Origin of the sequence: Thermoflexibacter ruber, from assembly GCF_900113045.1 — a bacterium.
GTDB classification, from domain to species: domain Bacteria; phylum Bacteroidota; class Bacteroidia; order Cytophagales; family Thermoflexibacteraceae; genus Thermoflexibacter; species Thermoflexibacter ruber.
This window is the reverse complement of sequence record NZ_FONY01000002.1, coordinates 216474-230700: the sequence shown is the minus strand read 5'-3', so window position 1 is coordinate 230700 and position 14227 is coordinate 216474. Positions and strand designations below refer to the sequence as shown.

At 38.3% G+C, this 14227-nt stretch carries 14 protein-coding genes; 8 read left to right on the top strand and 6 right to left on the bottom strand.

Going from position 1 to position 14227, the window contains the following annotated elements:
* The first annotated feature begins 51 nt into the window (after positions 1-51).
* Positions 52-1059, top strand: coding sequence for an outer membrane beta-barrel protein (locus BM141_RS01965; RefSeq protein ID WP_091539092.1), 1008 nt, complete (start codon positions 52-54; stop codon positions 1057-1059).
* Between the two features lie 85 nt (positions 1060-1144).
* Here the strand turns inward: BM141_RS01965 and BM141_RS01960 are convergent, their stop codons facing one another.
* Positions 1145-2002 carry a pirin family protein gene (locus BM141_RS01960; protein ID WP_091539089.1) on the bottom strand — a complete coding sequence of 286 codons (858 nt, stop codon included), beginning with the start codon at positions 2000-2002 and terminating at the stop codon, positions 1145-1147.
* Positions 2003-2195: 193 nt separating this feature from the next.
* Here BM141_RS01960 and BM141_RS01955 point away from each other — a divergent pair, with 193 nt between their 5' ends.
* Positions 2196-3335 (top strand): toll/interleukin-1 receptor domain-containing protein, encoded by a 1140-nt coding sequence (locus tag BM141_RS01955; RefSeq protein ID WP_091539086.1) that lies wholly within the window; start codon positions 2196-2198, stop codon positions 3333-3335.
* Positions 3336-3381: 46 nt separating this feature from the next.
* Positions 3382-3921 (top strand): hypothetical protein, encoded by a 540-nt coding sequence (locus tag BM141_RS01950; protein WP_091539083.1) that lies wholly within the window; start codon positions 3382-3384, stop codon positions 3919-3921.
* Between the two features lie 60 nt (positions 3922-3981).
* Here BM141_RS01950 and rplI read toward each other — a convergent pair whose 3' ends face one another.
* Genes rplI through rpsF form a run of 3 tightly spaced genes read right to left on the bottom strand, consistent with a single transcriptional unit; the run spans position 3982 to position 5109 of the window.
* Positions 3982-4425: a 50S ribosomal protein L9 gene (gene rplI, locus BM141_RS01945; protein ID WP_091539080.1), complete on the bottom strand. Its 444-nt coding sequence runs from the start codon at positions 4423-4425 to the stop codon at positions 3982-3984.
* 29 nt (positions 4426-4454) lie between these two features.
* The gene (rpsR, locus tag BM141_RS01940) at positions 4455-4706 is read right to left on the bottom strand and encodes a 30S ribosomal protein S18 (protein ID WP_091539077.1); all 252 of its coding nucleotides are present in this window, start codon (positions 4704-4706) and stop codon (positions 4455-4457) included.
* Positions 4707-4713: 7 nt separating this feature from the next.
* Positions 4714-5109, bottom strand: coding sequence for a 30S ribosomal protein S6 (gene rpsF, locus BM141_RS01935; protein WP_091539074.1), 396 nt, complete (start codon positions 5107-5109; stop codon positions 4714-4716).
* A 252-nt stretch (positions 5110-5361) separates the two neighbouring features.
* Here rpsF and BM141_RS01930 point away from each other — a divergent pair, with 252 nt between their 5' ends.
* From BM141_RS01930 to BM141_RS01915, 4 genes are all read left to right on the top strand, one after another.
* Positions 5362-5622 carry a hypothetical protein gene (locus BM141_RS01930; protein WP_091539072.1) on the top strand — a complete coding sequence of 87 codons (261 nt, stop codon included), beginning with the start codon at positions 5362-5364 and terminating at the stop codon, positions 5620-5622.
* A 137-nt stretch (positions 5623-5759) separates the two neighbouring features.
* Entirely contained in the window at positions 5760-6827 is a 1068-nt protein-coding gene (locus BM141_RS01925; protein ID WP_091539069.1) for a hypothetical protein, read from the top strand.
* A 113-nt stretch (positions 6828-6940) separates the two neighbouring features.
* On the top strand, positions 6941-8131 hold the full coding sequence (gene sucC, locus BM141_RS01920) for an ADP-forming succinate--CoA ligase subunit beta (RefSeq protein ID WP_091539176.1): 1191 nt from the start codon (positions 6941-6943) through the stop codon (positions 8129-8131).
* Positions 8132-8979: 848 nt separating this feature from the next.
* Positions 8980-10566: a DUF1593 domain-containing protein gene (locus tag BM141_RS01915; RefSeq protein WP_245763962.1), complete on the top strand. Its 1587-nt coding sequence runs from the start codon at positions 8980-8982 to the stop codon at positions 10564-10566.
* 48 nt (positions 10567-10614) lie between these two features.
* On the opposite strand, the gene BM141_RS01910 is transcribed toward BM141_RS01915, so the two are convergent.
* Entirely contained in the window at positions 10615-11148 is a 534-nt protein-coding gene (locus BM141_RS01910; RefSeq protein ID WP_091539063.1) for a DUF192 domain-containing protein, read from the bottom strand.
* Positions 11145-11732 carry a DUF3109 family protein gene (locus tag BM141_RS01905; protein WP_091539061.1) on the bottom strand — a complete coding sequence of 196 codons (588 nt, stop codon included), beginning with the start codon at positions 11730-11732 and terminating at the stop codon, positions 11145-11147. Before BM141_RS01905 ends, BM141_RS01910 begins: the two co-directional genes overlap by 4 nt.
* A 123-nt stretch (positions 11733-11855) precedes the next feature.
* On the opposite strand from BM141_RS01905, the gene BM141_RS01900 reads away from it, so the two are divergent.
* A complete protein-coding gene (locus BM141_RS01900; RefSeq protein ID WP_091539058.1) occupies positions 11856-14210 on the top strand; it encodes a TonB-dependent receptor in 2355 nt (784 codons plus the stop codon).
* The last annotated feature ends 17 nt before the right edge of the window (positions 14211-14227 follow it).

The following is a 14227-nucleotide window of genomic DNA, read 5'->3' as shown; positions in this document are numbered from 1 at the left end:
GTTTCTCAAAAATTTAAAAATTTGTACAGTCATTTAATTTACATTATATCCATGAAAAAGTTTTTAATGAGTTTTTTAAGCCTATTTTTTCTTTTAGCAGTAGGCAATGCGGTTTCAGCAAAACCAACGGAGGAGTTATTAGCGGAGGACAGCATGGTTGTTCAGTATGGCAACAAAAGAATAGTCATTTACTTGGCAGAAGCCAAAGACAAAGAAAAACTCCAAGCCATGTATGATAGAGGCGCATTGAGGAATCTATTTAAGTACTTAGATGCCACTCAGTTGGCAGATACCGCCATAATCAAAGACAACAGTGGAGATTATCGCATTATCAAAAAAGGCAATGGAGAAACTATCGTTTTCTTTGATAAGGTCAAAGATACTAATACCAACATAAAAGTAGATGTAAGTTGGAACAACAACGACCGCAGACGAGATGACGATAACCGTGAAGTAAAAAGAAGATACAGAACTAACCTGAGTCATGAGTTTGGTATAGACGTAGGGATGAATGCTTTTATTCCCAAAGAAGGCTCATTGACAGGTACTCTGTACGAACTTATCCCTGCAAGGTCAAACTACGTAGCGTTTAATTATAATAACGTGTTCAATTTCAGCAGGTATGCACGCTTAAAAATGGGCATAGAAGTTTCTTGGTACAATTTCATGTTTACCAAAGATGTAAGATTGAGTATGCAACCTAATGCCTTAGAGCTAAGTCTTGACCCTAATGGTTTGAAAAAATCAAAATTGGCAGCTACTTACTTAAATATCCCTATGCTTTTCGAGGTAGGCAGAAGGTATTGGGGACTGAGGGTAGGTTTAGGAGGCTACGTAGGCTATAGAATAGATAGCTGGACAAAGGCAGTAACTAATAATGGCGAAAAGCAAAAAGACCGCGATAGTTATTACCTGAATAGTTTTAGATATGGCATCACAGGGCAAGTAGGGTTCAGGTGGATAAAACTTTTTGCTAACTACGACCTCAATACGCTTTTTGCGAAAGATAAAGCCCCAGAAATCAATACTATTAGCGTAGGGTTCAGGTTTGGGGATTAATTTACCTGCAAAAATATATTTTCTCTACCTTAAAAAGTTCCCACCGTCAAAGAGGTAGGAACTTTTTTGGTATCTACTTTATTTTTTATACCAGATGTCCCATCTTGCCCATCTGGTAGTCCTGTATCGCTTGCATAATCTCTGCTTGTGTATTCATTACAAAAGGTCCGTAAGTAGCGATAGGCTCTTGGATAGGTTCTCCTCCTAAAAGTAGCACATGCGCCTTCCCTTTTGTATGAAAATGGATTATCTCACCTTCCTGTTGGAAGGAAGCAATCTGCCCTGCTTTGATTTGAGTTTCTCCATTGACAAAAATCTCATCGTCTATCACATACAAGCCTAAGTTATAACCTTGCGGAACAGACAACTGAAACTCGCTCTGTCCTGAGATTTTTAACTCTGCCAGTAAAATAGGCGTGTAAGTTTTTGCTACCCCTTTCAAACCAGCCAGCTCCCCTGAGAACACGCGAACTAATACATTTTGAGCAATTTCTGCTTTCGGAATTTGCGAAGCACTGATTTCTTGATAACGCGGCGGCGTCATTTTGTACTTGCTTGGCAGGTTAGTCCACAGTTGGATAAAGTTCAACACCCCTCCTTGCTTAGAAAAGGACAATTCGTGCTTTTCTTCATGAACGATACCCGAAGCGGCTGTCATCCATTGCATATCTCCTGCTCTGAGGGTGCCTCTGTTTCCCGCCGAGTCTCTATGCTGCAATGCCCCCTCAAATACCAAAGTAACAGTTTCTATGCCTCTGTGAGGGTGTTCATCTACTCCTTTGGGTATATCCGAAGGCACTACCTGCATAGGACCGTGATGGTCAAGCATAAGAAAAGGACTAAACTCTTTATAGTGTTGGGCAGACAAGGCATTTTTGCCTACAAATCCATCTCCTACGGATTGAGGGCGACTGCCATATATTTTCTTTATATTTTTAATCATATTTATAAAAAAAAGTATTAGTTAAAACATTTATAGTTATAACATATAATTTAATTCTTAGTTCATAAAGTAACAATTATTTTATGCTTCCTAAGTCAATTTTTACCAAAATAATGAGTAAATTAGCTACTAAATTAGGTCAGTCAAATAGAAGCAATAAAGCAATGCAGTAGTAACTATTCAAACTATATTTATGACAGAGTACGATATTTTTATCAGTTTTGCAGATGAGAATGAGGCTTATGCAGTAAAGCTTTGCGAAGCTCTGCAAAAAGAAGGCATTAAAGCATGGTGCAGTGCCAAGAATGTAGGCATTGCGGGTAACATCTATGGAGAAATTAGCCATGCTTTACATCACGCTCCTTTTTTCCTTCCGCTCATCAGCAAGCACTACCAGCGAAACTGGCACAAGATAGAGTTTGAGAATGGTTGCTATAACAAAGCCCCTCAGTATATCATTCCTGTAGCTTATGGGGTAACTTATAAGTACATAGAAAACAATCCCATATTTACGCTCATTCGCAACATTAGGCTGGTAGAAGCCAACAACATAAGTGTATCTAAATTAGCAAAACTTATTGCGGCAAGAGTAAGAAATCCAGAAGCCCCTCCCCCACCACCCAAAAAACTGCTCATGTCTTTTATTCCTCTTTTTCTGCTCGAGAGCAAGTTTTTGCTTAGTTTGGTAGCAGCAGTTTTAGCTTTGTCTTTGTACAAGCTACTCAACGTACCCTCGGAGAATCATTCTCAACCTGCACTCCCGCCTATTAAAAAAGATACTTTGACAATAGCAGACTCTTTCAAAGAAATCACTAAATTTCTTGAAGTAACAATAGACTTTGACAATCCTAATGTGGACAAACTTAAAGTCATCAATATCAAGGAAGATAAGACGGAAGACTATCTAAGCAATGATTACAAAGGATTGATGGTGCTGAACTTTATCTTGCACAACAAAGGTAATCAAGATTTTGACATCGCATATATTAAAGTAGAAGCCCAAAGAAATAATGAAGACTTATATTTTAATAGTAGAGCAGGTGTCTTGCGAAAAATAAGCGATACCTCTCAAGAACCTAACATTTTTGCCATAGAGATTCCTAATGAGTACCCAAATACTCATTATCTTTATGCTGTAACACCTTCTTTTCACTGTCCAAGGGAAAAACAAATCGTTTTGCCCATAGTTTTTTATCAAAAAAAGCAAAATAATTATCTTCTTCCTGATACAAGTGCAGAATTTGTAGTACACTTTATTACTGTACAAAGAACTTATGCTCTTTCAAAAAGTTTCTATTTTGAAGAAGGTGCTTTGTATTCTGAATACCAGTAAGCTAATTTTTAATATATTACCTAATTCTTTTTTCTGCTAAATGATAATGAGAGCGTTTTTGACCATTTGCCTATTTCTACTTGTATGGACAGTAGGAACAGCACAAAACAACCGCCGCAACAGGCATAAAGATTTTAAAATTGTGAGTGTAAAAAAAATTAATAACCTCCAAGCAGTAGAGGAAAGATGTATGTGCAAAGACTTATCTGCTTTAGCCTTTACCATGCAAAATAGAAGTAGAAATACGCTCTACATCACAGGTTTGCAAGTAGAAGCCACACGCAAAATAAATCTTCCTATCACTGACCAAAAAGAGCTGGGAAAATTGGAAGAAGACAGCCAGAGAGGAGATGAAAAATCTATCTGGTGGGTGCATATTCCTAAAGAAGAAGACAACTATAGGTATCTTTTTAAACCTTCCTCTCAAGAACCCTATGAGTGTAAAAGTGGAGAAAGTATTACTATTTATGTAGTATTAGTAGAAGAAAAAACCTTAAAACTTCCTCAAAAGGTAAATCTTGTTCTCAAATTTATGACCAATGAGAGAGAGCTAAGTGCAAGAAGTGAACTATTTACATTCAGATAAAATAAAAAAAGAGGCTACCATAAAAAGTTAGCCTCTTTTTTATCTTTTATGAACCTAATGCTACTCTGCAATCACGTTGAAAACTACTTCTTTCTTCACTTCTTTGTGCAAGTCCAAGATAGCGACATATTGCCCTAAGTTTTTCACCTCAGTTTTCAGAGAGATTCTCTTTCTATCTACTTCAAATCCTTTTTCTTTCAAAGCATCAGAGATTTGCAAAGTAGTAACTGCACCAAATATTTTCCCACTTTCGCCTGCTTTAGTGTAAATATCGAGAGTAGTATCTCCTATTCTTTCTGCGAGAGAAAGTGCATCTGTTTTCAATTTTTCAGCTTTGTGAGCGGCTTGCTTGATATTTTCAGCGACTACTTTCTTTGCAGAATCAGTAGCCATTACTGCTAAACCTCTTGGAATAAGGTAGTTGCGTCCATATCCGTCGCGTACTTTTACTACATCATTTTTATAGCCAAGCCCTGCAATGTCTTCTTTTAATATGATTTCCATCTTGATATTAATGTCTTTATGATTGAAAATTATTTCAAGTTATCCGCCACATAAGGCAAAAGAGCCAAATGTCTTGCTTTTTTTACTGCCTGTGCTACCTTGCGCTGATACTTTGCGCTTGTACCTGTTAGCCTACGAGGTAAAATCTTACCTTGCTCGTTGATAAACTTCAACAAAAAGTTAGGGTCTTTATAGTCTATGTACTTGATACCATTTTTCCTAAAACGGCAATACTTTTTTCTTTGCTCTACCCTATTGACTGATTCATTGATAAGTGTCATGGCTTAATTATAACTCCTCCGCTAAGTTTTCTTTTTTAGGTTTTACGATAGTGTTTTCCTTACTTCTGTTAAACTCTCCTTTCCTTCTTCTGGCGTTGTACTCTAAAGCATATTTGTCCAACGCAGTGGTCAAGAAACGCATCACGCGCTCATCGCGTCTAAACTCAGTTTCCAATAGCTTTACGCTATCTTTGCTACCGCTAAACTCCATCAGAGCATAATAGCCTGTACTTTTGTGCTGTATGGGATAAGCTAATTTCCTAATACCCCATTCTTCCACATGATACACGTCAGCATTATGCTGAGTCAATACCTCTTTGAACTTTTGTACTGTATCCTTTGCCTCTTTTTCAGACAAAACGGGATTTAGAATGAATACAGTTTCGTAATTATATCCAATCATGTTTTTTGTGAAAAAAATTTTTTTAATTTTTGAGGGTGCAAAGTTAGGAAGTTTTTGAGAAAGAAAAAATATTTTGTATAGATTTTGTTATAAAAAAATAAAGTTTGCTACACAAAATCACAATTAGGAACTATTCCATCATGCTTTTAGGCACACCTGAAAAAAAATTCAAAACTTTATAAAGTTTTAACACTTTCCTCTGAACCTAACTGGTGTGTATTGCGTACTATCTATATCAATTGTCAAACAAACATGAAATTCAGAAAAAGGCTTACCACCATACAAATCATACTGGTAATGCTTGTTTTATCAGTTTTTGTAGTTGAGAAAAATGTACGACAAAGTTGTATAGAAAAGTGCCAAACACAGTACCGAACCATAAATAATAAAGTTCAAAGCAAATTAGCTAACTCTAATACATTGATTGAGAAAGTTAAATGTGGAACTGACCAAATCATAGAGTTTGGGAAAGTAGTGAAGCAACTTTTTGATAAGCAAAATGATATACCCTAAAACCTAAACCGTAACCTAAGTTGCGGTTTTTTTATTCTTAAAATCTCACCTCTAAGCATTATCGGAAAGTTTTTTGCTAATATATATATTTTAGCTGATAAACAGATACCCTTTTCTTTCACTAATTAGACAAGTCCATGATTTTCAGAACATTAATCATATTTTTTCTTTTTTTCATTGCTCAAATTACTTTTGCTCAAGAAAAATCTTTGGTAGATGTGTACCTACAAGTAAGTGGCAGTGCCAATGCGTACAAAGGCGACCTCAGCCCAAGCTATCAGAAATGGTCTTCGGCTTTCCATATTGGGGCTTTTTCTGACCAACATCGCTGGTTTAATCCTACAGCAAGCCTGTCTATTGGGAATTTGGTAGGACAAAATACAAACTACGACTATCTAAATCCACCGCGTAACAATACTTTTTTTAAAACCAATTTTGTGCAGTTTTCTTTGGGGTTGCGCCTCAATGCAATTAAGACGGATTTTCTAACGGTCTATCTCAATCCGAATATCGGCATCATGCGTTTTACGCCCAAAGATATTCGCAATCAGAAATTAGCAAACCAGCCTGAAACACGCGCCTTAGGCGAAACCCTGCCTACTACTGCTTTTGTCATACCCGTCAATGTAGGGGCTATGTACAAGTTCAAGGCAAGCAAGGTCGCAGTTGGGGCAGAGGTAGGTTTGCTGAACCCAAGAAGCGATTACTTGGACAATATTGGCGAATTCGGGAGTGCTTCAGCAAGAGATAATAGCTTGCAAATCAAACTCTCAGTCTATGCCCCTCTGACCAGATACGATGCAGAGAAAGAGAGGAAAAAACAAGAACAGAAAAAGGAACGCCGCCAAGAGTGGCTTAGAAAGCAAGGTTTGCTAAAAGAAAGTCAGCAAAAAAATGAAAATAAGATACAGACAACTCCTAAAAATGTAGAGAAGAAAAAGCTCACCCCTACCCAACTCAAAAACCAGAAAGCAAAGGAAAAAGCGGAGAAGGAAAAGCAAAAGAAAGCGGAGGAGCGTGCTAAGACCTTGGAAAAGAACAAGAAAGAAAGCGAAAAACAAAAGCAAAAAGTAAGCACAGAAAAGCAGAAAGCACAAGAGAAAAAACTAAAAGAAGCCGAAAAGCGCAAGAAAGAAGTAGAGAAAAAGAAGAAAAAAGCGGAGGAGGAGAAGCGTAAAAAACAAGCAAAGAAAAAGAAAAGCTAAATGAATTTTTCTCAAAAATTTCAAGTGAAATGTTTTATTCCTACACAATTTATTTATTTTTGGGAATAATTCAAAATCGCATTATTTCACTATTCATTATCTATCATTTCAAAATGAACATACACGAATACCAAGCCAAAGATATTTTGAAAAGCTATGGAGTAAGGGTACAAGAGGGCGTAGTAGCCACCACTCCACAAGCGGCATTAGATGCGGCACGCCAACTCAATGCAGAAACAGGTACAAAGTGGTTCGTTATCAAGGCACAAATCCACGCTGGAGGTAGAGGAAAAGGCGGGGGTATCAAATTAGCTAAAAACTATGAGCAAGTTACAGAGCTTTCTAAGCAAATCTTAGGAATGCAATTAGTAACTCCACAAACAGGTCCTGAGGGCAAGAAAGTACATAAAATTTTGGTAGCCGAGGACGTGTACTATCCAGGCGAGTCAGAGCCTAAAGAATACTACTTGAGCATCATGCTCGACAGGGCAAAAGGGTGCAACGTCATCATCGCCAGTACAGAAGGAGGCATGGACATAGAAGCAGTAGCCCACGATACCCCTGAAAAAATCATTAAAGAATGGATAGACCCAAGCGTAGGTTTGCAACCTTTCCAAGCTCGCAAAATTGCCTTTGCTTTTGGCTTAGAAGGCAATGCCTTCAAAGAAATGGTCAAATTCCTTTTTGCTCTTTACAAGGCGTATGAAAGCATAGATGCCTCTCTGTTTGAAATCAATCCCGTATTGAAAACCTCTGATAACAAGATACTTGCCGTAGATGCCAAAGTAAACTTAGATGACAATTCTCTTTTCCGCCACAAAGAATTGGCTGACATGAGAGATTTGGCGGAGGAAGACCCCTTAGAAGTAGAAGCCTCTGCTTCTGGCTTGAACTATGTGAAACTCGATGGAAATGTGGGCTGTATGGTAAACGGAGCAGGCTTGGCTATGGCAACTATGGACATCATCAAACTCTCAGGTGGCGAGCCTGCTAACTTCCTTGACGTAGGCGGTGGCGCAAATGCCCAAACCGTAGAAGCAGGTTTCAGAATCATCTTGCAAGACCCCAATGTAAAAGCTATTCTCATTAATATTTTCGGCGGAATTGTGCGTTGCGATAGAGTAGCCAATGGCGTAGTTGAGGCTTACAAGAAAATTGGCGACATTAAAGTTCCTATCATTGTTCGCCTGCAAGGAACAAATGCAGAAGAAGGAGCAAAAATTTTGGGAGAATCAGGCTTGAAAATCACCCCTGCTATTCTGCTCAAAGATGCCGCTCAGAGAGTAAAAGAAGCGATGGCTTAGATAGATTGGTAATAAGTCAAATAAGAATGAGATTTTTAATTCATTCATTAACAGCACTTACAAGGTTTTAACTCTTGTAAGTGCTGTTTTTTTTAAGAGTTTTTAGTATCTGATTTTCAATAGACTACTTTTCCAATCATGGCTGGTTAATTCATCTAAATTGTTACTGACTATTTAAGGAACACGGATAATACTGATTTCACGGATAAAACACAGATTTTTTAAGTAATTCATCAGTGAAAATCTATCTAATCTGCAAAATCCGTATTCCAAAATTATTTCTACTATTGTCAGTGTCCTCACTGACAACCCTTTAAGAAAATATAAATTATACTCAATCAAAAGTATTTTTGAAATTTTCTTTACTCCAAAGTCCCTGTTCTCTGACACTTCCTGTGTAAAACTTATGTAAGCATTGGACTTTCAGACTAACACAGTAGGTGTGCTATTTTTGTAGAAAATAATGAATAAAACCGCGTAGCGGTGGCATATTTCACGCCTACGACGTTGCTAAATATAGGTTAGGCTTACTTTTTTCTATCAAGATGACAGCCCTACGGGCTTAAAGTTAGATGTAGTATTGTTCATTGGAAAAAGTGTCAGAGAACCAAAGTCCCTTTCTCAGCAAGAGAAAGGGATTGAAAAATCATTTTTTTTAGTATGATATACAGTCTTGCTTAAGAAACCCATACATACACTCAAAATAGTAGCAATAAAACCAATAAATCACCGATATTAACCAGCGAAAAAACATTTAGTTTGCAAAATCCAAATTCTAATTTGGGAAATGTGCGTTTTTTTAAAGAAATTTATTAAGAAAATTCACTTATTCTAAAACACTTACCACCATGATTCCCAACTTATTACGTATAAAACAAAGATTTTTCCCCTACTTATTAGGTTTGACAATGGTATTTTTTAGCTTCCATCAGGTTGATGCACAGATAGCCCGTCCACGCATAGTCATTACTGCTGACCCTGAACTCGATGACAACAATTCCTTGATTCGTTTTCTGCTTTACAGTACCGATGTAGAGATAGAGGGGCTTATCTATGCAAGCAGTCAGTTTCACTGGAAAGGAGATGGCAAAGGTACAAAATGGTTTGTGCCTAACAGAGAATATGACCGCTTTAAGATGGGTACTTGCCCTTGCGAATCATGGCGTTGGGCAAAAGATGAACGCTTTATTCACGACATTGTAGAGGCTTACGAAAAAGTGTATCCTAATTTGAAAACACACAATCCCAACTATCCTTCCCCCGATTTTCTCAAATCAAAAATTCGCTTTGGAAACATAGAATTTGATGGGGATATTTCCAAAGACTCGGAAGGCTCTAACCTGATAAAATCGCTGATTTTAGACAACAAACCCGGGCAGTTGTTCATCACTGCTTGGGGAGGGCATAGCACGATTGCACGCGCGCTCAAATCCATACAAGAGCAGTACGAATACACCACCGATTGGGAAGCCTTAAAAAAGAAAATAGCACGAAAAGTAGTGTTGTTACCTTCTGGCGACCAAGATGATACCTACGCTACCTACATCAAACCCAATTGGGGGGAGATAGAGTACCGACAGTTCAGGGGCGGACCTAACTACGGCTACGGAGCGCAGATAAAGGCATTGCCAGAGAATGCGGAATACTTGACACCCTCTTGGATGAGAGAAAACGTATTGAGTCGTGGGGCTTTGGGGGCTTTGTATCGGGTCTGGGGTGATGGCAAGCAAATGGTCAAAGACGATAAGGTGGACTATTTTGGGCTTTCGGGCTATACTAATGAAGAATTGAAAAAAATGGGCTACTTCGTTTGGATGCCCGTGCAAGAGAAAGGCTCATGGTTAGGAGAAGGCGATAACCCTACCTTTATGAATATGCTGGGCAATGGCTTGCGTGCCTACGAAAAAGGCTCTTATGGTGGCTGGGGAGGTAAAGCCGTAGAAAGCCCAAATGAGAGAGATGTTTTTTCAGCCTCTTTGAGTTTAGATGAAATGGCGACAAGCATGGGTTCGCAAAATAGCCAACGAAATCAAGAAGAAAGAGCCTTTCCTAATTTCTTCCCACAGGCACAGCGAGATTTTGCCAATCGGTTAAAATGGTCAGTTACAAGTAAGTATTCCGATGCGAACCATGAACCTATAGTCAGTTTGCAAGTTCCCTCGAGTATTTTAGCTTCCGCAGGGCAGAAAGTTACCCTTTACGGTGCAGTTTCAGACCCCGACGGCAACAAAGTTACTACAAAATGGTGGCAATTCCATGTGGGTACTTATTTGGGCGAAGTAGAAATCTCACAACCTCATGCATTACAAACAGAAGTGCTTATTCCTAATGATGCCAAAGCAGGGCAAACTATTCATCTTATCCTTGAAGCCAGCGATGATGGTGTACCGTCTTTGACTCGTTATCAAAGAGTGATTATTACGGTAAGGAAGTGAGAAAATAATGTTAATTCAAGGCTTTTACGTTATTTCACTTTCTTACAATCAAAACTTCACCAAATCCCCTTCATTTACTTGATAGCGGTCGCAAAATCCTGCATTGACCTCTACCACGTATTTGGCTGGTTTGGTAGAGCGGAGGGACTGCTCTGACTTGGGTTGAGCATACTTTTGGATAGTAACTATTTCCATATTTTCATTTACAAAGAGAATATCTAAGGAAATCAATGTATTCTTCATCCAAAAAGATTGCATCTCAGTTTCAGGAAAAATAAACAACATTCCCTGACTGTCTTCCAATTGGGTGCGATACATTAGCCCTTGCTGGCGTTCTCCATCGCTGTCTGCAATTTCTATGTCTATCTTTTTGATTTCTTGTTGGTTATCCTTTTTTATAAAACTGAGTTCTCCCTCTTTTTTAAAAACGGGAGCAGTACTCGTAGAGGTATTCTTTAAATATTCCTCTGTGAGTGTTTGGTTTCTTTTTTCAGAAAATAAATTTCTGATAAAAGGAAGCGCAAAGGGCAGTAAAAAGGCTAATAATAAGACCAAAGCAATAATCTGGACTCTCTTGTTCATGTTTGATAAATGGTTTGTTTTTCTCCTTTTTCTATTTGTTGGACTAACTCCTCATACCACCTTACTCCGTATTTGCGGATAAGTGCCTCTTTCAAAAAGCGATACAAAGGTACACTTAGTTCTTTTCCCAAGCTACAAGCAGGGCTACAAATATCCCAACGGTGATAGTTCAATGCCTCAAAATCATCGTATTTAGTAATACGAATAGGGTACAGATGACAGGAAATAGGCTTTTGAAAACTGATTTTTCCTTCTAAGTAGGCTTTTTCTATGCCACAAGCCCATATTCCTTTTTTGTCTTTTATGGCATAGGCACAGGCTTTTCCTCTAACCATAGGCGTAGAGTAATCTCCTTCAAAATCAAGTACATACTTTCCCTGTTCCTCTATGGCTTGTATGCCCTCCTCGTCCAAATAAGGCTTTACACTTTCATAAATTTCCTCTAATACCGCTAATTCCTCCTTTACCAGAGGGGCACCTAAATCTCCCGCCTCGCAACAGCCTCCTTTGCACTTCTCTAAGTTGCAGACAAATTCATTTTCTGCAATGTCATCGCTAAGAATCGCATTACCTACAACAATCATTTGCTAAATATTTTTTCAAAATATCTTGCAAAATTACAAAAGGGATTAGATTTACTACGGAAAACTGCAAGAGTAATTCTATCTTTGTCAAAGAAGGAAAACCTCACTTATAAACTTAATATAATGAAAAGCCTCTTTTCTCTTGTTTTGGTCTTATTATTTTTCTCAAAACTCTCTCTTGCTCAAACTATTAGCGGCAGAATTACTAATAACTTAGGGCAGGCTGTACCTCTGGTCAATATTGCCTTGCAAGGGAAAAATATAGGCACTACCTCAGATTCTTTGGGCTACTATCAGTTTGATGTACCACAAGGCTCTTATACTTTGGTTTTTACTCACATTAGCTATCTTTCTGTAAATAAAAAGATTACGCTCAAAAATGGAGAAAATCTGAAAATTGATGTGATACTAAACGTAAGAACACAAACCCTCAAAGAAGTAGAAGTCAAAGAAAGTCAGGACAAAGCAAGAGTAGAAGCGGGAACGATAGACCTGAATCCCAATGCTTTGAAAAATATTCCTTCTCCTTTTGGAGATTTTAACCAAGCTATTAGCACAGTCGGCTTAGGGATAAGTGGGAATAGTGAGCTATCAAGTGCTTACAACGTAAGGGGGGGAAATTTTGAGGAAAACTTGGTCTATGTCAATAACATAGAAATTTATCGCCCTTTTTTAGTGCGTGCAGGGCAACAAGAAGGGCTAAGTTTCATTAACCCTGAGATGGTCAAAAGTGTGGAGTTCTCCTCAGGAGGTTGGCAAGCAAAATATGGGGACAAACTCTCTTCGGTATTGAGTATTAGCTATAAAAAGCCCAAAGAGTTTCATGCTTCCTTTGCTGCTGGCTTATTGGGTGGCTCAGGGCATATAGAGGGAAGTACTAAAAATCAGAAATTCAGCTATTTAATAGGAGTCAGGCAGAAATTAGGGCGTTACCTTTTTAATACTTTGCCGACTCGTGGGGAGTACTTCCCCAATTTTACCGATGTGCAAAGTTTTTTCAATATAGACATAGGAAAAAAAGCAGAACTTTCCGTCTTGCTATCTTATGCTCGCAATCGCTACTTGACCATTCCCCAGACACGTAGGACGGATTTTGGCACATTTAACCAATCCTTGCGGCTGACTGTCGACTTCAGGGGGCAGGAAGCAATGAACTATGACACTTGGCAGATAGGAACAAACTTAGCCTATTATCTTTCAGAAAAATTCATTACCCGAATCCTGTTTTCTGGAATGAAAACCCTTGAACGAGAGTTTATTAATACAGAAGGAGGTTACAGACTTTGCGATGTAAATACAGACTTAAATTCTCCTGATTTTAATACATGTCTGTTTATCAGGGGTTTTGGTAGTTTGTATAACTATGGCAGAAATTTCCTTGATGCCCATATTTTTGCGGCGGAGAGTCGCAATGAGTATCGCCCTAATAACAAAAGGAAAATAGAATTTGGTATTCGCTTTTCTAATGAAAATATTGAGGATAGAATCAATCAGTACAATTTTATTGACTCTGCTGATTATGTAACTATTACGGAAAGACTGAATACAGAAGTTAGCTTAAACTCCTCACGACTAACTGCTTATGTACAGCAAGCCCATTGGATAGGGGAAAGGCAAACGCTGACGTATGGGGTTCGCCTAAACTACTGGTCGCTGAACAATCAATGGCTCATTAGCCCAAGAATCCAATACGCCGTCAAACCCAATTGGAAAAAAGATATTTTGTTCAGTACTTCTTTGGGACTTTACCAACAACCTCCCTTTTATCGAGAGCTGAGAAATTTTGAAGGGCAACTTAACAAAGATTTGAAAGCCCAAACTTCTATTCATGCAATTTTAGGCATGGATTGGAATTTTAAAAAATGGAACAGACCTTTTAAGTTCATTTCCGAGCTGTATTACAAGCACTTAACCAATGTTATTCCATACGACATGGACAATATGCGATTGCGATACTACGCTCAAAATAATGCGGTTGCTTATGCTGTGGGAGCCGATTTCAGGATAAGTGGTGAATTTGTCGAGGGGACAGAATCTTGGTTTAATTTGGGCTTACTCTCTACCAAAGAAAAAGTCGAGGGAGATGAAAGAGGTTTTATCCGCCGTCCTACTGACCAAAGAGTAACTTTGACTATTTTCTTTGAAGACCATTTACCTAATAATCCTACTGTTAGAGTAAATATGAGGCTGATGTATGGTTCAGGTTTGCCCTTCGGCGTGCCTGAAAGACCCGAGTACAGGGCAGTTTTCAATGGGGCAGAATATAATAGGGTAGATATTGGCTTTTCAAAAATATTTAACCTCAAAGATAAAAAATACTTAGAATCGGTTTGGTTGGGTTTAGACATTCTAAACCTATTTGGCATAGACAACAAGATTTCCTACTTGTGGATTCCTGATTACTTAGGCAATCAGTATGCCGTACCTAATGGGCTTTCTCAGAGATTCTTCAGTTTAAGGGTAGTTTTGAGGAAATAGAAACTACCATAATAATA

What these genes read in the sequence shown, in the direction of transcription:
- BM141_RS01965 (WP_091539092.1), top strand. Translation starts at nt 52, where the DNA reads ATGAAAAAGTTTTTAATGAGTTTTTTAAGCCTATTTTTTCTTTTAGCA.
- BM141_RS01960 (WP_091539089.1), bottom strand. Translation starts at nt 2,002, where the DNA reads ATGATTAAAAATATAAAGAAAATATATGGCAGTCGCCCTCAATCCGTA.
- BM141_RS01955 (WP_091539086.1), top strand. Translation starts at nt 2,196, where the DNA reads ATGACAGAGTACGATATTTTTATCAGTTTTGCAGATGAGAATGAGGCT.
- BM141_RS01950 (WP_091539083.1), top strand. Translation starts at nt 3,382, where the DNA reads ATGAGAGCGTTTTTGACCATTTGCCTATTTCTACTTGTATGGACAGTA.
- rplI (WP_091539080.1), bottom strand. Translation starts at nt 4,425, where the DNA reads ATGGAAATCATATTAAAAGAAGACATTGCAGGGCTTGGCTATAAAAAT.
- rpsR (WP_091539077.1), bottom strand. Translation starts at nt 4,706, where the DNA reads ATGACACTTATCAATGAATCAGTCAATAGGGTAGAGCAAAGAAAAAAG.
- rpsF (WP_091539074.1), bottom strand. Translation starts at nt 5,109, where the DNA reads ATGATTGGATATAATTACGAAACTGTATTCATTCTAAATCCCGTTTTG.
- BM141_RS01930 (WP_091539072.1), top strand. Translation starts at nt 5,362, where the DNA reads ATGAAATTCAGAAAAAGGCTTACCACCATACAAATCATACTGGTAATG.
- BM141_RS01925 (WP_091539069.1), top strand. Translation starts at nt 5,760, where the DNA reads ATGATTTTCAGAACATTAATCATATTTTTTCTTTTTTTCATTGCTCAA.
- sucC (WP_091539176.1), top strand. Translation starts at nt 6,941, where the DNA reads ATGAACATACACGAATACCAAGCCAAAGATATTTTGAAAAGCTATGGA.
- BM141_RS01915 (WP_245763962.1), top strand. Translation starts at nt 8,980, where the DNA reads ATGATTCCCAACTTATTACGTATAAAACAAAGATTTTTCCCCTACTTA.
- BM141_RS01910 (WP_091539063.1), bottom strand. Translation starts at nt 11,148, where the DNA reads ATGAACAAGAGAGTCCAGATTATTGCTTTGGTCTTATTATTAGCCTTT.
- BM141_RS01905 (WP_091539061.1), bottom strand. Translation starts at nt 11,732, where the DNA reads ATGATTGTTGTAGGTAATGCGATTCTTAGCGATGACATTGCAGAAAAT.
- BM141_RS01900 (WP_091539058.1), top strand. Translation starts at nt 11,856, where the DNA reads ATGAAAAGCCTCTTTTCTCTTGTTTTGGTCTTATTATTTTTCTCAAAA.